We start from the raw sequence: 18,460 nt of genomic DNA, 5'->3' as shown, positions 1-18,460 counted from the left end.
TGTCGTTGCGAAAGACATGACGAACCAAGAGGTGGTAATACCGGTGATCCGGGCAGAGTTCTCATCGTTTCGAAGCATCCGAGTCGAGATCGAAGGCAATCCGTCAATCCACTGGTCGCTTGAATGTGATGGGAAACCGCTTGAAATTCAACAGACCGAAATGCATCGAGAGGAACAGTTCGTGATTTATGAGTTAACGGTTCTTGAACCAGTCGAGTTAGAATGCCGCTATGAGGTGTTCGGAGCAGGCAGGTCAATCCGTGTCGTTCCTGATCGATTAGTTCGGACGGAAGCGTTCGAGCGAAAGTACCGTTACGAAGAGAAGCTCGGTGTCTGGGAAGAAGACGATACGTATCATTTTGCTGTCTGGTCGCCTGTCGCAGAGCAAATCGTGTGTATCGTATACGATCAAGATGAACAGGTACTCGGAAGACACAAGATGGAGCGACAAGAGCAAGGTACCTATCACCTTCGACTTGGGCAAGAATCAGCAGAACGATGGTACCGCTATGAAGTGACGACGTACGTTGGCACACATGAAGTCGTCGATCCATACGCTCATGCGATATCGGAGAACGGTCGTTACGGTGTCATCGCCGACGTTGAACAGACGATTTCCGAGTGGTTTCCCAAGCGAGTCGCGCGTCCTCTGTTCGTCAAACCGTCGGACGCTGTCATCTATGAAGCAAATATTCGCGATTTTACGATTGATCGTTCCGCTGGTTCAAGTCATCCGGGACAATATGCAGGGGTGGCGGAACGTGGAACAGTTTCTTCTCGTGGACATGCGACAGGTCTTGATTATCTTCTTGATCTCGGGATTACGCATCTGCAGCTGTTACCGGTCCACTTCTTCGAAACGACCGATGAACGAACAAGGTCGCCATATAACTGGGGATACGATCCGATGCTTTGGTTCGGATTAGCTGGGAGCTACGCGAGTTCGGTCGCACCGCTCGTTCGCGTCCGAGAATACGCGGATATGGTGGAGCGACTCCATGAAGCAGGGATTCGTGTTACGTTCGATGTCGTCATGAACCACGTTTTTGTTCGGGAGCGTTCCTCTCTTGAACAGCTCGTTCCGGGTTATTATTTCCGTTACGAAGTAGACGGCACGCTCTCAAACGGAACGGGTGTTGGAAACGATACCGCATCCGAGCGATTCATGATGCGTCGACTCATCGTTGATTGCTTGACGTACTTTGCTCGTGTCTACCGCATTGATGCGTTTCGATTTGATTTAATGGGCATTCATGACATTGAGACGATGAATGAAGTACGTGCAGCACTCGATGCGATTGATCCTACGATTCTTGTGTATGGAGAGGGCTGGGATCTTGCGACGGCATTGCCGGAACGATTCAAAGCAATGAGCGCCTCGGCTGCGCAAATGCCGCGAATCGCTCATTTTAATGACGTGTTCCGTGATGCCTTGAAAGGATCGACGTTCAGTGCATACGATCGAGGATTCGTTGCCGGAGACGGATGGAAAGAAGGAGAGGTCCGAAACGGGATTGCGGGTAGTGTTCATATCGATAACCAAACGTATGGACGTTTTCCGGAACCGACGTATTCGATCAACTATGTCGAGGCGCACGATAACCATACGCTGTACGACAAATTGAAGATCTCCTGTCCGGAAGCGGACGAACTTCAGTTATTACGGATGAGTCGATTAGCTCAAACGATCGCTTTGCTTGCGCAAGGCATTCCGTTTCTGCATGCGGGTCAAGAGTTCTTGCGTACGAAACAAGGTGTCGAAAACAGTTATAATGCATCGGACGAAATCAACCGAATGGACTGGGAACGCCGGGATGATCATTTCTCACTCGTTACGTATATCAAGACGATTTTACAAATTCGCAGAATGCATGGCGGATTCCGTCTACACCGGGCGAATCAGGTTCGAGAACTGCTTCGTTTCATCAACTTACGTCCGGGTGTCATCGCCTACGAAGTCGAAGCGATCCATTCGTACGATGCGTGGCAACGCACGCTCGTTGTCTACAATACGACGCACGAAATCGTGGAAGTCGCACTCGATCACTCGCGCTGGAATGTACATGTCCAAGGGGATGATGCCTCGGTCGACCCGCTTCTGAAAGGTGTCGATAGGATTCAAGTCCTTCCGTTGTCAACGACGATTGCGACGTGTTAAGATAAGCATTGTGCCTTAGGCAAATCTACTAAAAAAGTTGAGCGGATTATAATGGAAATAGATATTTTAGATGCGCTTGGCGAAGGCTGGACCCTTACGCCAGCAGGTGGAATCACAGGAGAAGCGTACATCGCTTCAACCGGACAATCAAAATTGTTCTTAAAACGAAATTCATCGCCGTTCTTGGCGATTTTATCCGCGGACGGAATCGTCCCGAAATTATTATGGACGAAACGAATCTATAGCGGGGATGTCATCAGTGCGCAACAATTCATTGAAGGCGACGAGTTGGAGCCGGAAATGATGGAACGTCCGGAAGTGGCGCGTTTGCTTGGGAAAATCCATGATTCGAAGGAATTGCTGTTCATGCTACAACAGCTTGACCAACGTCCGATCGAGCCTGATGAGTTATTGCGCCAATGTCACTTATATTTTCAACCAGAAGACTTAGAGAATCCAGAATTGGTAGAACTTGCGATGGATTATCTCGAACGAAATCTGGAGCAAGTAAGAACGGATGAACAAGTCGTCTGTCATTCAGATCTAAATCATAATAATTGGTTGACGGGAGCGGACGGTCAACTCTACCTGAACGACTGGGATGATGCGATCATTGCCGACCGTGCGTATGACCTCGGGATGATGTTATACAGTTATGTCGATGAAGCGGCTTGGCCCGAATGGTTTGAGCATTATGGTCATCCGTTGACGAATGATCTGAAACAACGAATGCATTGGTATGTCGTAGCGCAAGCTGTATTATCCTTGTATTGGTATGAAGATATGCGTCATCCGGATGTCGAGGACAGCTATCATTTTCTAGAACAGTTACTTGAATACTCGAACGACTAAAAAGCGTGTCATTCCGAAAAGGAACGACACGCTTTTTTGATTAACCTTCTGCGATTTTAATCTCTTTTTCAATATCATGACTTTCAAGATCCGCCGACCGATACGCTTCAGTCGTTGGTAAACGTAAATCAAGCTGCGGTTTTTCTTCGAATGTGACGGTGACGTTCTTGACCGTGTAGTCAAAGACATGGCCTCCGCCCGCGCGTTCAGCATCGATGAAATGAAGATGATATCCAGCGACGGCGATACCGTGACCAAACCGTGGTGTGTAGTAACCGGCGAGTGTTCCTTCCGTTTGTTCGAAAGTACGCGCGCTTTGAGAGGCGACAGCTTCCGTGATTGGAACGAACGGTTTCTCTTGACGTGCGACGGTACGTGTCTGCACCTCTGTGAACGTTCCATCAATTCGAACGGCATAAAAACTATTGATCGTCGGTAGTTGTTCATTCAACCAGTGTTCGAATTCCGATTTTGACATCTCTTCTGTCACGGAGAGCGTTTGCTCTGGCACGAAACGGGTCAATGTCGCAAACGGCGTTGTCGTCTCAGGCTGAAGTGGTCGAGCGCTACCGTCTGAACGGAGCTGGTAGAACTGACCATCAAAACCAATCATCTCACCATCCAAGTGGTCGAACGTTCCGATACCAAAATTTCGTTGATCAATAACGGACGCGTATGTGACTTCACTCTCGAATACTCCGTCGAGTAGTGCCATCATCGTTGAAATCTGGACGAGCGTTTTATCGTGTGTCATGTGAATCCTCCTCAGTTCAATTGATCGAGATGAACTTGTTCTCCGAGCGCGATGTTGTCGCGATAATCAATCGGAACATCGACGATGACTGGTCCTTCTGTCGCGAGTGCTTCATCCATGATTGCGGCTAGTTCAGATGGATGATTGACGCGTAATCCTTTTGCTCCGAAACTCTCAGCATATTTGACGAGATCGACGTCACCAAATGACGTACCGGATTTCCGTTTGTATTTCATCTCTTGTTGGAACGCGACCATGTCGAATCCGCTATCACGCCATACGAAGTGGACAAGTGGTGAGTTCAAACGAACAGCTGTCTCAAGTTCCATTGCCGAGAAGAGGAATCCACCATCACCTGAAATCGAGACGGCCTTCTTACCAGGACGTACGAGTGTTGCTGCGATTGCCCAAGGAAGCGCGACACCAAGCGTTTGCATCCCATTACTAAAGAGAAGGTGACGTGGTTCGTACGAACGGAAATGACGTGCCATCCAAATATAGTGAGAACCAACGTCGACTGTGACCGTGACATCATCTGCAATTTTTTCACGTAACGTCTTCATGAAATAGAGTGGGTGCGTCAACGGAGAATCCGCGACAGGAGGAACATCGCGATCGACAAGACGTTGATGTAATCCTTCAAGGAATTGAGCTGAACTTTCAGGTAATGTGAGTGGTTGCAGGCGCTCGGCGATTGCATCGACCGTTTTCGCCATATCACCGACAAGCTCGCGGTCTGGGCGATAGAAGTGGTCAATTTCAGCACGCATTTGATCAATATGGACAAGCGTCCGGTCGTGCGTCGGTTGGTTCCAGAATTTCGGATCATAGCCAATTGGGTCATAGCCGATCGAGAGGACGAGATCCGCTTCTGCGAGCAGTGCATCTCCCGGTTGGTTACGGAATAGTCCGACGCGTCCATAGAAATTCGATTCAAGCTCACGTGATAATGTGCCGGCCGCTTGGAACGTCTGGACGACAGGAATCGAGACGTGTTTGAGCAGGGAACGAATCGCATGTACGACGTCCGGCTGACTCGCACGCATACCGAGCAACAAGACAGGTAGCTTCGCATCTTGGATCAAACGAGCTGTTTCTTCAACCCAAGCTTCTGGTGCAACACCGAGCTTCGGTGCTTCAACCGCACGGAATGCCGTGACGTTCGCTTCGCTCAATCCGACGTCTTGCGGGATACTAACGAAAGCAGCCCCAGATGTCGTTTCCGCTGTTCGGAAAGCATTGGACAGTACTTCTGGAATATTATCGGCATCTTGCACTTCTGCACTGAAGTTCGTAATCGGTGTAAAGAGTGCCTGATTGTCCATGGACTGATGTGTTCGTTTTAAGCGGTCTGCTCGTGTAACGGCTCCGGCGATTGCGACAACTGGGTCACCTTCAGAGTTTGCTGTCACAAGACCTGTCGCTAAGTTTGATGCGCCTGGGCCAGATGTTACAAGTACAACGCCTGGTTTGTCTGTCAAGCGACCAATGGCTTGAGCCATGAATGCAGCATTTTGTTCGTGACGTGCAACGATGAGTTCAGGTCCCCGATCCTGTAACACATTGAAGACGGAATCAATTTTGGCGCCAGGAATACCAAAAATGTAATCTACACCCTGTTCGATGAGTGAATCGACGACTAAGTCTGCACCTGTTTTCTTCTGTACTAGTTCTTTTGAATCACTGTTTTTATTTTCGTTCATTACAATTCTCCTTTTTACCAACGTTTTTTGGTGTTCGATAGCTGTAATAAATAATCTGTTTCGAAAAAAGTATACATCTGTTTCATGGTAAATCCAACCTAAATTCGTTTAGAGAATAAAAAAAGTACCTTGTGTACGATTACACAAGGTACAGAGATTGCGCTTATTCAACGTCGACTTTTCCGAAAGTCGCCCAGACGAATAAGGCACAGATGCCCATGACGAGAACGATGGGGGAGCCCCAAGCAATCAAGAAGTCTTCCATGGTATAGCCCTCCTTTTTAGTTCTTACGTACCTTTAGTGTAGTAGATTGCTCACTGTTTCTCAAGTGACGAACTGCTGAACATTCTTCAATCGGGATTGAAGAAGTTCTTATATAATTACCCGAATCATGATAAACTTATCTGCGGATAATTTAAGTTTGGAAAGGATGAACGATAGTGCGTTTACGACATAAACCATGGGCACAGGATTATATGAAGGAACAATCCTCGATCTATATAGCAGAACCAGCATCCCTGAAAGGAAACTGGGCGACAGAGTTTAAAAATGATAATCCGATCTACATCGAAGTGGGTTCAGGAAAAGGAGCCTTCATTACAGGGATGGCAAACCAACATCCGGAGATCAACTTCATCGCGATTGAACTTTTTGAGAGCGTAGCAGTGACGATCGTTCAAAAATTAGTAGAGGCTCCACAAGCAAATGTTCGCGTCTTGACGGTCGATGCGAAAGATTTACGTGATTACTTCGAAAAAGGTGAAGTAGCGCGCGTTTATTTGAACTTCTCGGATCCATGGCCGAAGACACGTCATGCGAAACGTCGTTTGACGTATAAAACGTTCCTCTCAACGTATGAAGATATCTTACCTGCGAAAGGACAAATCCATTTCAAGACTGACAATCGAAAGTTGTTTGAATCGAGTCTGATGACGATGTCGGCATACGGTATGCGTTTTGACTGGATGTCGCTTGATCTACATGCGAATGAACCGGAGGATAACGTCCGGACAGAGTATGAAGAGCGCTTTTCTTCAATGGGTCAACCAATTTATCGGATGGAAGCAACATACCAAAATTAATTTAGACAAAAAGTTTTCTTATTTTCCTGGTATTTCTTTCACACTTTTTTCTTATTAATTGGTACAATGTTGTTGACTGAAGAACTTGTACTTATAGGTAAAGGGGGAATTTGGGGATGTGGCAGAAAAGCTTAGCCTTCGTAACGGCGCTCTTTCTCGCGTTAAGTATCGGTCAATCGGTACTTGCTGCGGTTGATACCTCAGAAATGACAAAAGCATTAAATGAGGAATTACCAACGACGCATTACGATTATAAAAAAGGTTCGGTCAAAATCGAGGATCCGAAGACGTTCACGAACGGAAAAGGAGAAGAAGTCATTGGCGGAATCGCTGTCATCAAGACAGTTCGTGACGGCATCTTCATCACAATCAAACGTGAAATTCACTTCTTCAATGCCGATAGCGGTAAATTGTTGACAAATGCCGACGCTGCAAAAGTTGATGGCGTAAAAGAATACATCGACAGCAACTCGGATAATCTTCATCAAAAAGTCGTTTACTGGTTACCGGTACTCTTGATGTTGTTGATCATCGCTGTACCAGCGATCGTCTTATACATCGTCGTACCACGTTTGTACTCTACTTCGGAATACATGAATCCGATTTATGAGCGCAACGATAACCCGCGCTAATCAAAAAAGCCTCTACCCGTTTGGGTAGAGGCTTTTTTTTATGCTAACAACACAAAGATGAAAGCGAGTATGGCGGGTAATCCTTGTTTAAGTAAAATGGAACGATTAGCCGTCAAGGCGCCATAGAGTGCGGCGATGATCACACAAGCTAAAAAGAACAGTTGGACAGCAATATCTTCACGGATCAGACCAAACAGAAGACCAGCAGCTAAAAATCCATTGTAGAGACCTTGATTGGCAAAAAGCGTCTGGATTTGCTTAGATGCGACCGCTTCATCCGTCAGTCCGAATGTACGTCGTGCCGCCTTAGAGGATAAAAAGAACATTTCAAGAGCCATGATATAAAAGTGCTCTAAGGAAACAAGTAAAACGAAGATAGTAGCAAGAATGGACATGAATCATACCTCCTTTATAGGAACGTGAAAAAAAGACCGTACTTCATCGATTGAAGCACGGTCTTCTGATTAAGCGTATTCGAGTAATGCGCCAGTTTCGGCATCGACTGTGAATTGATACGTTTTTTCGTCATCACCTTCAAGGACCGAGATGCCACCTTTATAGCTTTGGTAGTCACGTGACTCATATGCGTAAGCCTCCGGTGTTGCAGAGATCCATGCACCTTGGACACGTCCTTTTGCTGAAAATGTGCGTTTCGTGATTTCGAGCGCTTCTTCGGCAGAAAGTTGTTTATTGTCAACGGCCTTCTTCACTGCGAAAGCGGCGACGACAGCTGCTGCCAATCCGATAATCCAATAGCGTTTTTTCATTAAAATTCCCCTCCTTACAGGTTCTATTCCTACTGTACCAAATAATTCGTTCAGAGAGAAACAAAAGGTTAAGTGATTGAAGCAATTTTTTGTATAATGGGTAACAGGAGGCGATACATATGAATGAAAAAACGAGAGAGTTATTTCGAACACTGACGGAATTAAATGGGGCACCAGGGTTTGAACACGAGGTGCGTCAGTTCGTTCGCGAACGCATTACACCTGTCACGGACGAGATCGTTACAGATGGACTGGGTTCGATTTTCGGGAAGCGAACAGGGGATGCGACAGGACCGAAAGTCATGGTTGCCGGACACATGGACGAAGTGGCATTCATGGTGACGCAAATCACGAAGAATGGGATGTTACGGATCCAACCGCTCGGTGGTTGGTGGAGTCAAGTATTGCTTGCCCAACGGTTCTCGATCTGTACAGACAACGGTATCATCCCTGGTGTCATCGCGTCGATTCCACCACACTTATTAACAGAAGAAGTACGCAATAAGCCAATGGCAATCAAAGACATGTTCATCGATATCGGTGCGGATTCAAAAGAAGAAGCGGAATCGTTTGGTGTACGTCCGGGTATTCCGGCAGTACCATTTTTCCCGTTCACACCGATGGCGAATCCGAAGAAAATCATGGCGAAAGCATGGGATAACCGCTATGGTGTCGGAATGGCAATCGAATTGTTGGAGGAGACGACAGCAGCGGATCATCCGAACATTTTGTTCTCTGGTGCAACGGTTCAAGAAGAAGTCGGATTGCGCGGTGCCCAAACAGCGACGACGCTTATCGATCCTGATGTGGCGTTCGTCGTCGATGCGTCTCCTGCCAATGATGCGTCAGGAGACAAAACGGAATTTGGTCAACTCGGACAAGGACCATTACTCCGTATTAAAGACAGCGTCATGATTCTTTCGAAAGAGATGACGGATTATGTCCTTGATACGGCAGAATCGAACAAGATTCCGTATCAATACTACGTCGGTGCAGGTGGAACGGACGGCGGTGTCATCCATCGCTCGAACAATGGTATTCCAACAACAGTCGTTGGTTTACCGGCACGTTATATCCATACGCACGCATCGATCATGCATACAGATGATTATGATGCGGCGAAGGAATTGCTACGAAAACTCGTCACGAATCTTGATACGACGACGCTGGCAACATTGCAAGTCAAGTAAATAACGAACGGGGAGGACCATCCTCATGAAATAGACGGCGGACTTATAATCCGTCGTCTATTTTATTGTAGTGAGAACATAATGATGTTGATTGTCTTGTCAGCTGGAAAAACAGCCTAGTCGAATCGAAAGTGGATTTGGTATAATGATACGCGATGTTGAGTAAAGGACGTGACAAGATGTTCAAGCAAAAGGGAATTTCACTTAGCCCTAAAGTATATTTCATCACTGTATTAAGTTATATGGCGCTTGGTTTATTCAGTTCGCTGATCATGGGCTTGATTGTTCAAACAATCGGAGAAGGGTTGGTAGATCGTGGTATCGAAGCAAGGTTTCTTATTCAATTAGGCGAGCAGGCGATTGCTCTGACGGGACCAGCGATCGGTGTCGCCGTAGCGTTTGCGCTTGAAGCACCGCCACTCATCTTATTTGCAGCAGTTGCGGTTGGAGCATTTGGATATGAAGCTGGCGGACCGGCAGGTAGTTACATTGCGACGCTACTTGCAACAGAAATCGGAAAACTCGTGTCAAAGATGACGCGACTCGATATTCTGTTGACGCCGTTCGTCACGTTGCTAGTTGGATTCGTTGCTGGACGTTATGCCGGGAAATGGATTGGAAAAGGCATGACCGATCTGGGTGAAATAATTCGCTGGGGGACGGAACGCGAACCGTTGTTCATGGGTATCTTCATTGCTACTGTGATGGGACTTGCATTGACAGCGCCAATTTCAAGTGCCGCACTTGGAATCATGCTTGGATTGGATGGACTTGCTGCGGGTGCTGCGACGATCGGCTGTGCCGCTCAAATGATTGGTTTTGGTGTCATCAGTTATCGTGATAACGGAATCGGGGGCGTCATCGCACAAAGTATCGGCACATCGATGCTCCAAGTCGGAAACATCATCCGCAATCCTTGGATTCTCATTCCGCCTACGATCGCAGGTGCTATCCTAGCGCCATTCGCGACTGTTCTGTTGATGCTTGAGAGCAACCCAGAAGGCTCAGGCATGGGGACGAGTGGTTTTGTTGGTCCATTGATGTTGTTGAAGACGATGGGGTTTGAAATGGAATACTATGTAGCCGTCATCGTATTATGTTTTATTGCGCCTGGCATCATCAGTTATCTCATCTATCGGTTATTACTTCGACTCGGTCGGATTCAAGATGGTGACTTGAAAATCGAATATTAAGTACAAAAAGCTGATTCTAAAGAATGTGTCTGTTTGACCGAATGGTGGATAAACAAGGACATGCCTTTTGAATCAGCTTTTTTTCATTTCATAAAGAGAATCCGAATGAACTCGAATAAAAACTCGTGAAGAAGATGTAAAGATAAACGAGATAGAGGGGTATCAAGTAACGCATGCGCACGACAGGTAATTTCCGAGCAAGTCGTTTTCCGAGTGCTTCGAGTAGAATGATGACCGCGAAACCGACAACTAAATATAAAAAGATTTCGGGTAAGCTCCGTTCGGAATCAATGAAGGAATAGCCGTAACGTAAACAACTCGTCATGCCGATGAAGCCGACGAAGCGTTCGAACGGATGTTTGATTGGTTGATCTGCCATAGTGAAGTCCTTTCAAGGTGTTTTCTAGTTGCAGTATAGCAAACCGAGCACAAAAACGCACAGTCACATTTGAATATGCTATGATGAGGGCAATGACTTCTAGGGAAATTAAAGGAGGAAACCATCATGAAAACATTACAATCCAAACAAGAATTCGATACAGCAAAACAAGGCAAGGCCGTCTTTTTATTCTCAGCAAACTGGTGCCCGGATTGTCGCTTTTTAGATCCGTTCATGCCGGAAATCGAGCAGACGTTTGACGCGTTCGAATTTTACTATGTCGATCGCGACGATCACATTGAAATTGCCCAGGAAATGGACATCTTCGGAATTCCAAGTTTTGTCGCGTTCCGAGATGGTGAAGAAACAGGGCGTTATGTCGGCAAAGAGCGGAAGACACCAGAACAAGTGACAGCATTTTTAGAAACGGTTTAAGAAAAAAGCGAGCGCTGACTCGCTTTTTTTCATGATAGAAAGGATGAAATCAAGTGGAACTACAACAAATCCGAAGAATGATGACACAAACATTCGAAGAAGAAGGTTATACAACGTATTTCGATCGTGAAAAGTCCGTGTTACGAATTGAGCGGAAGCATGATAAATCAGGCGTTGATGTCGGATTGAACCCGCTCGTCGCAAAAGCAAAACGAAGAGGTGTCATCGCAGTCGAAGAGACGATCGAATACATCCGTGCTGTACTCGGACAAACGGATCAAATTTCACTCGTTGGACAAGAACAGAAAATATTCCCTGTCATTCGGGCTAAATCGTTTGCTGATACGACAAAAGAAGGAAAAACGCTTGTCAGCACACCACATACTGGTGAGACGAAAATCATGTACGCACTTGATTTAGGGGCGACATATCGTTTGATTGACGAGGAGTTATTGGCATCTGCAGAATGGACGGCTGAACAGCTGTCGGAAGCTGCACGTTTTAACCTGAAATCGCTCGATGCGCCATTTAAACAAGATGAAGTAGCGGGGAACATCTTTTATTTCTTGAGTCTTGGAGACGGATATGAGGCGAGTCGTGTCTTGAACAAGACATTGTTAGCTGATTACGCGGCGCGAATCGAAGGGGAATTCGCTGTTGGTATTCCACACCAGGATGTCTTGATTTTTGCCGATATCCGCAATGACGCTGGATATGATGTCTTACAACAACTCATGTTTGATTTCTTCTCGAACGGTCGTGTACCTGTTACGGCATTGCCATTCTTATATGAAGATGGCAATCTTGAGCCGGTCTTCGTCCTTGCGAAAAACAAGCAGCCGAAAGAGTAAAGAATCTGATACAATAGGCATTGTGAGAAAGACGGAAGGGAGTCATGGATTGAATGAATGTGTTTTATAATAAAGAGGGCGTCGGTGACGTCTTAATGATCATTTTAGAAGACGCACCACGTGCGGAAGTGACGGCGACTCGTGAAGGAGACGTAGCAACAATCAAGCATGGTGATCGTATTGTTGGTTACAACTTGTTTGAGGCGTCGAATACATTTACGATCGAGTCACAAGGACCGGTTGAATTGACGGAAGAATTGGCAGCACGCATCCAAAAGGAACTTGCAAACCGAGATATCGAATTGTCACTCGAACAAGTTGACTATTCTCCGAAATTCGTTGTCGGGTTTGTTGCTTCTTGTGAGAAGCATCCGGATGCTGACAAATTATCGGTCTGTCAGGTAGAGGTGGATAACGGAACTTTACAAATCGTTTGTGGAGCGCCGAATGTAGCAGCGGGTCAAAAGGTCATCGTCGCTAAACCGGGTGCGGTCATGCCGTCTGGGTTAATCATTCGTCCTTCAGCATTACGTGGCGTACCGTCAAGTGGTATGCTCTGTTCAGCGCGTGAGCTCGGACTTGCCAATGCGCCACAAGAAAAAGGGATTCTTGTACTTGATGATACATCAGCAGTAGGGGAAGCATTCTCAATCGGTCGATGATTCGACCGATTTTTTAACAAGATGGAGGGGTGAACGTATGAGTAATCGTTATGAACAGTCACTAAAGGAGCAGGCTGCCCGAATTCGTCGAGAGCTTGCGGGGGAACGTGAGACAAAGCCGGTAGAGCGTCCGAAAAAAGAGGAGCGCGAAGACCGCTTCGTTTTAACAGATGTTCCTTCACCGATTTATGGATTCCAACGTCCGAAACAATCTGTATCTGAAACGGTAGAAGCTGCGGAAGAAACAAAAACCGTTGAACAGGTTTCAGATGCAGATGAACAGGGAATTACTGATGAGGTTACTTTGACGGAGCAGGAGGCTGTTGCGCCGGAAGAAGTTGTCTTAGACAATGCAGAAGCAGATGCTGGATTTGTACCGGTGACGGACGTTGAATTACTTGTACCGGAACCTGAAGCCAATCAAGATCACGTAAGCGAAGTCGAATTGCCGACCGTACCTGAAACAGAAGAAATGGTTGTAAAAGAGCGGGTAGGTGAAGCGCCTTCTACACGTGAAACCGTAGAAGAGCAAACTGTTCCGATGGATACATCGAGCGAGGGACTTCTTGATGATCAAGAAGCAGAGAAGCAACAATCGGAAGAAGTCACTTCGATTTTGGATCCATCTGTTGCTGAAGCGGAAGCAGTAGCACCCGTTCAGTCGGAAGTGAAAAAGCCGGTTGGACCGCCTGTCAATGTCGTTATGACGACAAAAGACTTGATGGCGATGTATCGTGCGCGTCGAGAGCAAAATAATTTACATGGTAAAAAATAAATCGGTTTGCTATAATGGTACAGGTTTTGTACCCGAGCCCGATGGTACGGACCGGAACGTGAATTGGAGGGCTTTTATATGACAAAGTATCATTTTGTTGGAATCAAAGGAACAGGGATGAGTGCGCTCGCCCAAGTACTACATGAGATGAATCATGAGGTACAAGGTTCAGACATCGAAAAGCACATTTTTACTGAAGACGCGTTACGGGCTAAGGGAATTCCATTCTTCCCGTTCAATGCGGATAACATCAAAGAAGATTATGTCATCATCCAGGGGAATGCCTTTGGAGATGATCATCCAGAAATCGCACGGGCAAATGAACTTGGTTTAACGATCCATCATTATTACGATTTCTTAGGACACTTAGCAAATGAATATCGTTCGGTCGCCATTACAGGCTCACACGGAAAAACGTCGACGACAGGTTTGCTTTCACACGTCTTGAGCGGTATTACACCGACAGCCTTCTTGATCGGAGACGGAACAGGGGCAGGAGTAGAAGATGCGAAGGCATTCGTCTTCGAGGCATGTGAATACAAACGTCACTTCTTATATTACAAGCCGGATTACGCTATCATGACGAACATCGACTTCGATCATTCGGATTATTTCACGGGAATCGATGATGTCGTTTCGGCTTTTCAAGAGATGGCGATGCAGGTCAAGCAAGCAATCGTTGCTTGTGGAGATGACGAACATCTTCAAAACATTCAAGCGAATGTACCTGTTCTTTATTATGGATTCGGAGAAAACAATGATTTCCGAGCTGAAAATGCGACATCAACGCCAGACGGCACATCGTTTGATGTCTATTTACGTGATGATTTCTATGGCACGTTCCTGATTCCAGGATTCGGTCGTCATCATGTCTTGAATGCATTATCGGTCATTGCGATCTGTCAGTACGAAGGATTGAGTAAAGAAGACGTTGCTGAACGTTTAGCAACATTCGGTGGAGTGAAACGCCGCTTCAGTGAGTCAGAATTTGGCACACAAATCCTAGTAGACGACTACGCACACCATCCAAAAGAAATCAGCGCAACGATCGAGTCGGCACGGAAGAAATATCCGGATCGTGAAGTCATCGCGATTTTCCAACCGCATACGTACACACGCTTGAAATCATTCATGGATGATTTTGCGACATCTTTACGTGAAGCAGATGCGACATATCTATGTGAAATCTTTGGTTCAGCACGTGAGCAGGAAGGGCAAGTTCGAGTCGAAGATTTGCAGGAGAAAATTCCGCAAGCTTCTATTCTGACGCGCGACAACGTTTCTGTCCTACGTCAGCATGAAAATGCTGTGCTTTTATTCATGGGAGCGGGCGACATTCAAACGTATCAGCATCAATATCAAAGTGTAAAATAAGTGAGAACCAAAAGTGTCACTCGATTAGAGTGGCATTTTTTTGTCGCAAATTTGAATTGTGATAGTAAAATCAAAAAACTGATAGGGAAAATCTAAAATAGGATTGCATCTTGAAATAAAGTTTGAAATAGTGTGTATGTGTTGAAGTTATTATAGAGAGGAAAGACACCATGGGACAGATTTTACTCATCTTATTGCTCCAGTTGATTTACGTTCCTGTTTTGACATTGCGGACGATCATGCTTGTTAAAGGACGGACCGTCATTGCCGGACTCTTTGGGACGGTCGAAACATTGATTTACATTTTTGCACTAGGAATCGTGTTCCAAGACTTAACGACACTTGGTATGGTCGTTTATGCACTCGGATTCGGACTTGGTATACTCATTGGTGGATATGTCGAACGAAAACTAGCCATCGGTTACAATATGATCCAAGTACACACACAAGAATTTCCGGCAGAACTCATTCAAGTCATCCGTGATAATGGTTTCGGTGTGACGCATTATCAAGGACAAGGTCGAGACGGTGTTCGTTACCGATTAGATGTCCTTGCGGCACGAACACGTATGAAAGTGCTCCGTAACCTCGTCGAGGAGTATGAACCGAAAGCATTTCTCGTTGCCTTCGATTCCGTCGACTTCAAAGGCGGATATATGCTAAAGGGATTAAAACGTCCGCGATAATCCAATCTTCCTGAAAATGATGTTTATCCTTTGTTATTTAAGGATAAAGATGAATTAGAACGTCATTTGAAATCAGGAAAGGGGAATATCAGATGATCAGTAATCATGCAAAATCAGCTTTGAATCAACAGGTCGCAAACTATGGGGTCCTATTCGTTAAGCTCCACAACTACCATTGGTATATTAAAGGTCCAGACTTCTTGACGCTTCACGAGAAGCTTGAAGAACTCTATACATGGGTGTCTGAGCAGTATGATGTCGTTGCGGAACGTCTCTTGATGAATAACGGGACACCTTCAGCGACGCTAAAAGAATATTTAGAACAAACGACACTCGAAGAAGCAAAATCAGGTTTGTCAGCAGATGAGATGATCGATTCGGTCATTAAAGACTTCCAACAAGTCCGAAAAGAGATGCTTGATGCGATTGAACATCTTGAGGCACAAGACGTAACAGTGGAAGATGACCTGCTTGGTCAAGCGAAGGAAATCGAAAAACAAATTTGGATGCTTCGTGCGACATTGAAAAAATAAGATATAGAAAACGGATGCCCCTGTCCTATGAAGGACGAGCCATCCGCTTTTTCTTATTTCAGGTTTTCAGGATTAAGGACTTCGAGTTCAGGAAGGACGAAACGACCGTCTTTACGGATCAATACGTCGTCAAACCAGATCTCCCCACCACCGTAATCAGGGCGTTGGATATTGACGAGATCCCAGTGAACGGATGAATCATTACCGTTGTAGGCTTCTTCGTAAGCTTGACCCGGCGTGAAGTGGAAGCTGCCATCGATTTTCTCATCGAACAGAATATCCTTCATTGGATGCTGGATAAAGGGATTGACGCCAATCGCAAATTCACCGACGAAACGAGAACCCGCATCTGTATCGAAGACTTGGTTGATACGATCCGTATCGTTCGCCGTCGCTTCGACAATTTTACCGTCTTTGAACGTCAGTTTGACGTTTTCAAACGTGAATCCTTGATACGGAGATGGTGTGTTATATGAGATGACACCGTTGACGGAATCTTTAACGGGTGCCGTAAAGACTTCACCGTCCGGAATATTGGCATTTCCGGCACATTTGATTGCTGGGATGTCTTTGATCGAGAACGAAAGGTCCGTTCCTGGTCCGACGAGACGAACACGATCCGTCCGGTTCATCAAATCGACGAGCGGTTCCATCGCTTGTCCCATTTTTTCGTAATCAAGCGTACAGACATCGAAGTAAAAGTCTTCGAATGCTTCTGTCGATTGATTGGCAAGTTGAGCCATCGATGCTGTCGGGAAGCGAAGGACGACCCATTTCGTTCCTTTGACGCGATCCTGTGTATGCATCTTACCAATCGTTTGACCGTACAATTTCATTTGTTCAGCTGGTACATCCGATAGTTCATTGATATTATCACCAGCTCGTAATCCGATGTATGCATCCATTGCCTGCATCTGCTTACGTTCGATGTCTGCCATCAATTGGAGTTGCTCTTCTGAAGCATTTCGGTATAATTTTCGTAGGATACGATTATCCTTAAGTAAGACGAACGGATGACCGCCAGCCGCGTAGGCAGCTTCTACGAGTGCTTCGACTAGTTCACGTTCGATACCGAAATTTTCAATCAATACTTTTTCACCAGGTTCAAGGGCAACCGAATAGTTGATCAGATTCGTTGCCAGTTGAGTAAGACGTGGGTCACGCATGAAATTTCCCCCTCGAAATGGATGATGTAGGTTTCAATTATCATTGTAACGGAAATAAACCATTTGGAGTAGCAGGAACGACTTGCTACATGTCGAACTAATAACAAAAGACTACGCAAAAAATTGGAGGCAAGAACCATGGAAATCACATTAGGCGGAATCGCCGGATTAGTCGCTGCGATCGCATTCGTAGTACTCGTCATTTTCCTTGCCCGTGTACTAAGTGCTGCAAGTAAGACGCTGAACAATGTAGCCAACACGACAGCAGGACTTGAACGTCAATTGGACGGTATCATGATGGAGACGACAGCGTTGTTACATAAGACGAATCGTCTTGTCGATACGATTGAAGAAAAAACCGAGTTGCTTGCACCTGTTGCAAACTCGATCGAAGAGCTTGGTACGTCCTTGAATAAAGTAACAGATTCTGTCCGGACGGTATCCGATACGGTCGCTGGTGCGGCAGATACGAATAAAGACCAGATTGCACAAGCAGTCCGTTGGGGCTCAGTCGCTGTAGAATTATTCAAAAAAAATAAACCGGCAGAAACAACAGTTTCAAATCATACGACAGCAACGACGACAGTCGAGAAAAAACCACGTCGTCGATTCCGGAAAAAAGCAGAGACACCGGTTACACCGGAAGTCGTATCCGTCCCGGACGTCGAAAGCATTCCAGATGAGTTGAAAGGAGATCGTAAATCATGACGAAACAACACCCATATCAAACACAAGATTCTTCTAAAGGAGGAGGTTTCCTCGCGGGAATCATCGTTGGTGGATTGATTGGTGCCGCGGCAGCTCTCCTTTCTAGTCCGAAATCAGGTCGTGAGATGCGCGACTTAATCGACGAGCGTACTGCTCCTGCACGTCAACGTTTGACGGAACAGACGCAAGTTGTTCGCGAAAAAGCAGAACCACTCGTAGGAGAATGGATTCAACTGGCAAAAGACAAAGCAGCACCTGTCATTGAAAAAGCGAAGAATAATTCGACGGTTCAAGAAGCGGCACAATACGCTGGTTTTGAGAAGGATCAGGCAAGTATCGATGCAGCTCTCGCAGAAGCAGAACAGCTTGTACGTGACATCGAGCGTGAAATTGGGGACGAAGTCGATGGCGCATCCGTGGCAGAAGAAATCGATACGGAAACGGTCGTTGATCTTTCAGAGCTACGGGAACAGTTGGCGGAAGAGCAAGAGGAAGACAATGACCCACAATCTGATGTGAATCATAAGAAATAAGAAGTGAATACGGAGCTCTCATCATG

At 46.0% G+C, this 18,460-nt stretch carries 22 protein-coding genes; 15 read left to right on the top strand and 7 right to left on the bottom strand.

Going from position 1 to position 18,460, the window contains the following annotated elements:
* Positions 1-16 precede the first annotated feature (16 nt).
* Together pulA and ACY2IG_RS12875 are read left to right on the top strand one after the other, a co-directional pair.
* On the top strand, positions 17-2,158 hold the full coding sequence (gene pulA, locus ACY2IG_RS12880) for a type I pullulanase (RefSeq protein ID WP_462617988.1): 2,142 nt from the start codon (positions 17-19) through the stop codon (positions 2,156-2,158).
* A gap of 51 nt (positions 2,159-2,209) precedes the next feature.
* On the top strand, positions 2,210-3,010 hold the full coding sequence (locus ACY2IG_RS12875; protein WP_056062733.1) for a phosphotransferase family protein: 801 nt from the start codon (positions 2,210-2,212) through the stop codon (positions 3,008-3,010).
* A 40-nt stretch (positions 3,011-3,050) separates the two neighbouring features.
* Here the strand turns inward: ACY2IG_RS12875 and budA are convergent, their stop codons facing one another.
* From budA to cydS, 3 genes are all read right to left on the bottom strand, one after another.
* On the bottom strand, positions 3,051-3,764 hold the full coding sequence (budA, locus tag ACY2IG_RS12870; RefSeq protein ID WP_214852765.1) for an acetolactate decarboxylase: 714 nt from the start codon (positions 3,762-3,764) through the stop codon (positions 3,051-3,053).
* Between the two features lie 11 nt (positions 3,765-3,775).
* Positions 3,776-5,467 (bottom strand): acetolactate synthase AlsS, encoded by a 1,692-nt coding sequence (gene alsS, locus ACY2IG_RS12865; RefSeq protein WP_056062730.1) that lies wholly within the window; start codon positions 5,465-5,467, stop codon positions 3,776-3,778.
* Between the two features lie 163 nt (positions 5,468-5,630).
* The gene (gene cydS, locus ACY2IG_RS12860) at positions 5,631-5,732 is read right to left on the bottom strand and encodes a cytochrome bd oxidase small subunit CydS family protein (RefSeq protein ID WP_414651135.1); all 102 of its coding nucleotides are present in this window, start codon (positions 5,730-5,732) and stop codon (positions 5,631-5,633) included.
* A 176-nt stretch (positions 5,733-5,908) separates the two neighbouring features.
* On the opposite strand from cydS, the gene trmB reads away from it, so the two are divergent.
* Together trmB and ACY2IG_RS12850 are read left to right on the top strand one after the other, a co-directional pair.
* A complete protein-coding gene (gene trmB / locus ACY2IG_RS12855) occupies positions 5,909-6,550 on the top strand; it encodes a tRNA (guanosine(46)-N7)-methyltransferase TrmB (RefSeq protein WP_035406161.1) in 642 nt (213 codons plus the stop codon).
* A 116-nt stretch (positions 6,551-6,666) separates the two neighbouring features.
* Positions 6,667-7,182, top strand: coding sequence for a hypothetical protein (locus ACY2IG_RS12850; RefSeq protein WP_035406163.1), 516 nt, complete (start codon positions 6,667-6,669; stop codon positions 7,180-7,182).
* A 38-nt stretch (positions 7,183-7,220) separates the two neighbouring features.
* Here the strand turns inward: ACY2IG_RS12850 and ACY2IG_RS12845 are convergent, their stop codons facing one another.
* Positions 7,221-7,577, bottom strand: a complete 357-nt coding sequence (locus ACY2IG_RS12845; RefSeq protein WP_035406166.1) for a DUF1304 domain-containing protein — start codon at positions 7,575-7,577, stop codon at positions 7,221-7,223.
* A 69-nt stretch (positions 7,578-7,646) separates the two neighbouring features.
* Positions 7,647-7,949: a PepSY domain-containing protein gene (locus ACY2IG_RS12840; RefSeq protein WP_012371126.1), complete on the bottom strand. Its 303-nt coding sequence runs from the start codon at positions 7,947-7,949 to the stop codon at positions 7,647-7,649.
* 119 nt (positions 7,950-8,068) lie between these two features.
* Between ACY2IG_RS12840 and ACY2IG_RS12835 the strand changes: the two genes are divergently transcribed.
* Together ACY2IG_RS12835 and ACY2IG_RS12830 are read left to right on the top strand one after the other, a co-directional pair.
* On the top strand, positions 8,069-9,139 hold the full coding sequence (locus ACY2IG_RS12835; protein ID WP_214852775.1) for a M42 family metallopeptidase: 1,071 nt from the start codon (positions 8,069-8,071) through the stop codon (positions 9,137-9,139).
* A gap of 179 nt (positions 9,140-9,318) precedes the next feature.
* Complete coding sequence (locus ACY2IG_RS12830; RefSeq protein ID WP_290772160.1) at positions 9,319-10,332, top strand: PTS transporter subunit IIC; 1,014 nt, start codon at positions 9,319-9,321, stop codon at positions 10,330-10,332.
* An 88-nt stretch (positions 10,333-10,420) separates the two neighbouring features.
* Here the strand turns inward: ACY2IG_RS12830 and ACY2IG_RS12825 are convergent, their stop codons facing one another.
* Positions 10,421-10,711: a hypothetical protein gene (locus ACY2IG_RS12825; protein WP_056062721.1), complete on the bottom strand. Its 291-nt coding sequence runs from the start codon at positions 10,709-10,711 to the stop codon at positions 10,421-10,423.
* Positions 10,712-10,837: 126 nt separating this feature from the next.
* Between ACY2IG_RS12825 and ACY2IG_RS12820 the strand changes: the two genes are divergently transcribed.
* The 7 genes from ACY2IG_RS12820 (at position 10,838) to ACY2IG_RS12790 (ending at position 16,027) form a co-directional block, all read left to right on the top strand.
* Positions 10,838-11,146: a thioredoxin family protein gene (locus ACY2IG_RS12820; protein ID WP_035406177.1), complete on the top strand. Its 309-nt coding sequence runs from the start codon at positions 10,838-10,840 to the stop codon at positions 11,144-11,146.
* A gap of 77 nt (positions 11,147-11,223) precedes the next feature.
* Entirely contained in the window at positions 11,224-11,997 is a 774-nt protein-coding gene (locus tag ACY2IG_RS12815) for a DUF1444 domain-containing protein (protein WP_069201486.1), read from the top strand.
* Between the two features lie 53 nt (positions 11,998-12,050).
* A complete protein-coding gene (gene ytpR, locus ACY2IG_RS12810; RefSeq protein WP_462617987.1) occupies positions 12,051-12,659 on the top strand; it encodes a YtpR family tRNA-binding protein in 609 nt (202 codons plus the stop codon).
* A 37-nt stretch (positions 12,660-12,696) separates the two neighbouring features.
* On the top strand, positions 12,697-13,434 hold the full coding sequence (locus tag ACY2IG_RS12805) for a hypothetical protein (RefSeq protein ID WP_462617986.1): 738 nt from the start codon (positions 12,697-12,699) through the stop codon (positions 13,432-13,434).
* Positions 13,435-13,512: 78 nt separating this feature from the next.
* Positions 13,513-14,808, top strand: a complete 1,296-nt coding sequence (gene murC / locus ACY2IG_RS12800; protein WP_035406189.1) for a UDP-N-acetylmuramate--L-alanine ligase — start codon at positions 13,513-13,515, stop codon at positions 14,806-14,808.
* 170 nt (positions 14,809-14,978) lie between these two features.
* Positions 14,979-15,494, top strand: coding sequence for a DUF2179 domain-containing protein (locus ACY2IG_RS12795; protein ID WP_035406192.1), 516 nt, complete (start codon positions 14,979-14,981; stop codon positions 15,492-15,494).
* A gap of 92 nt (positions 15,495-15,586) precedes the next feature.
* On the top strand, positions 15,587-16,027 hold the full coding sequence (locus ACY2IG_RS12790; RefSeq protein ID WP_023469073.1) for a Dps family protein: 441 nt from the start codon (positions 15,587-15,589) through the stop codon (positions 16,025-16,027).
* A gap of 53 nt (positions 16,028-16,080) precedes the next feature.
* Here ACY2IG_RS12790 and ACY2IG_RS12785 read toward each other — a convergent pair whose 3' ends face one another.
* Positions 16,081-17,193: an aminopeptidase gene (locus ACY2IG_RS12785; RefSeq protein ID WP_035406195.1), complete on the bottom strand. Its 1,113-nt coding sequence runs from the start codon at positions 17,191-17,193 to the stop codon at positions 16,081-16,083.
* 138 nt (positions 17,194-17,331) lie between these two features.
* Here ACY2IG_RS12785 and ACY2IG_RS12780 point away from each other — a divergent pair, with 138 nt between their 5' ends.
* Positions 17,332-17,901, top strand: coding sequence for a DUF948 domain-containing protein (locus ACY2IG_RS12780; RefSeq protein WP_035406198.1), 570 nt, complete (start codon positions 17,332-17,334; stop codon positions 17,899-17,901).
* Positions 17,898-18,434, top strand: a complete 537-nt coding sequence (locus ACY2IG_RS12775; protein WP_056062709.1) for a YtxH domain-containing protein — start codon at positions 17,898-17,900, stop codon at positions 18,432-18,434. Before ACY2IG_RS12780 ends, ACY2IG_RS12775 begins: the two co-directional genes overlap by 4 nt.
* Positions 18,435-18,460: the final 26 nt, after the last annotated feature.

It is taken from the genome of Exiguobacterium sp. EF_C8, from assembly GCF_054956715.1.
The sequence above is the reverse complement of the archived record's forward strand: the minus strand, read 5'-3'. Positions and strand labels throughout refer to the sequence as shown.

Coding starts and splice junctions, on each gene's coding strand:
- pulA (WP_462617988.1), top strand. CDS start 17: ATGACGAACCAAGAGGTGGTAATACCGGTGATCCGGGCAGAGTTCTCA.
- ACY2IG_RS12875 (WP_056062733.1), top strand. CDS start 2,210: ATGGAAATAGATATTTTAGATGCGCTTGGCGAAGGCTGGACCCTTACG.
- budA (WP_214852765.1), bottom strand. CDS start 3,764: ATGACACACGATAAAACGCTCGTCCAGATTTCAACGATGATGGCACTA.
- alsS (WP_056062730.1), bottom strand. CDS start 5,467: ATGAACGAAAATAAAAACAGTGATTCAAAAGAACTAGTACAGAAGAAA.
- cydS (WP_414651135.1), bottom strand. CDS start 5,732: ATGGAAGACTTCTTGATTGCTTGGGGCTCCCCCATCGTTCTCGTCATG.
- ACY2IG_RS12850 (WP_035406163.1), top strand. CDS start 6,667: ATGTGGCAGAAAAGCTTAGCCTTCGTAACGGCGCTCTTTCTCGCGTTA.
- ACY2IG_RS12845 (WP_035406166.1), bottom strand. CDS start 7,577: ATGTCCATTCTTGCTACTATCTTCGTTTTACTTGTTTCCTTAGAGCAC.
- ACY2IG_RS12840 (WP_012371126.1), bottom strand. CDS start 7,949: ATGAAAAAACGCTATTGGATTATCGGATTGGCAGCAGCTGTCGTCGCC.
- ACY2IG_RS12835 (WP_214852775.1), top strand. CDS start 8,069: ATGAATGAAAAAACGAGAGAGTTATTTCGAACACTGACGGAATTAAAT.
- ACY2IG_RS12830 (WP_290772160.1), top strand. CDS start 9,319: ATGTTCAAGCAAAAGGGAATTTCACTTAGCCCTAAAGTATATTTCATC.
- ACY2IG_RS12825 (WP_056062721.1), bottom strand. CDS start 10,711: ATGGCAGATCAACCAATCAAACATCCGTTCGAACGCTTCGTCGGCTTC.
- ACY2IG_RS12820 (WP_035406177.1), top strand. CDS start 10,838: ATGAAAACATTACAATCCAAACAAGAATTCGATACAGCAAAACAAGGC.
- ACY2IG_RS12815 (WP_069201486.1), top strand. CDS start 11,224: ATGATGACACAAACATTCGAAGAAGAAGGTTATACAACGTATTTCGAT.
- ytpR (WP_462617987.1), top strand. CDS start 12,051: ATGAATGTGTTTTATAATAAAGAGGGCGTCGGTGACGTCTTAATGATC.
- ACY2IG_RS12805 (WP_462617986.1), top strand. CDS start 12,697: ATGAGTAATCGTTATGAACAGTCACTAAAGGAGCAGGCTGCCCGAATT.
- murC (WP_035406189.1), top strand. CDS start 13,513: ATGACAAAGTATCATTTTGTTGGAATCAAAGGAACAGGGATGAGTGCG.
- ACY2IG_RS12795 (WP_035406192.1), top strand. CDS start 14,979: ATGGGACAGATTTTACTCATCTTATTGCTCCAGTTGATTTACGTTCCT.
- ACY2IG_RS12790 (WP_023469073.1), top strand. CDS start 15,587: ATGATCAGTAATCATGCAAAATCAGCTTTGAATCAACAGGTCGCAAAC.
- ACY2IG_RS12785 (WP_035406195.1), bottom strand. CDS start 17,193: ATGCGTGACCCACGTCTTACTCAACTGGCAACGAATCTGATCAACTAT.
- ACY2IG_RS12780 (WP_035406198.1), top strand. CDS start 17,332: ATGGAAATCACATTAGGCGGAATCGCCGGATTAGTCGCTGCGATCGCA.
- ACY2IG_RS12775 (WP_056062709.1), top strand. CDS start 17,898: ATGACGAAACAACACCCATATCAAACACAAGATTCTTCTAAAGGAGGA.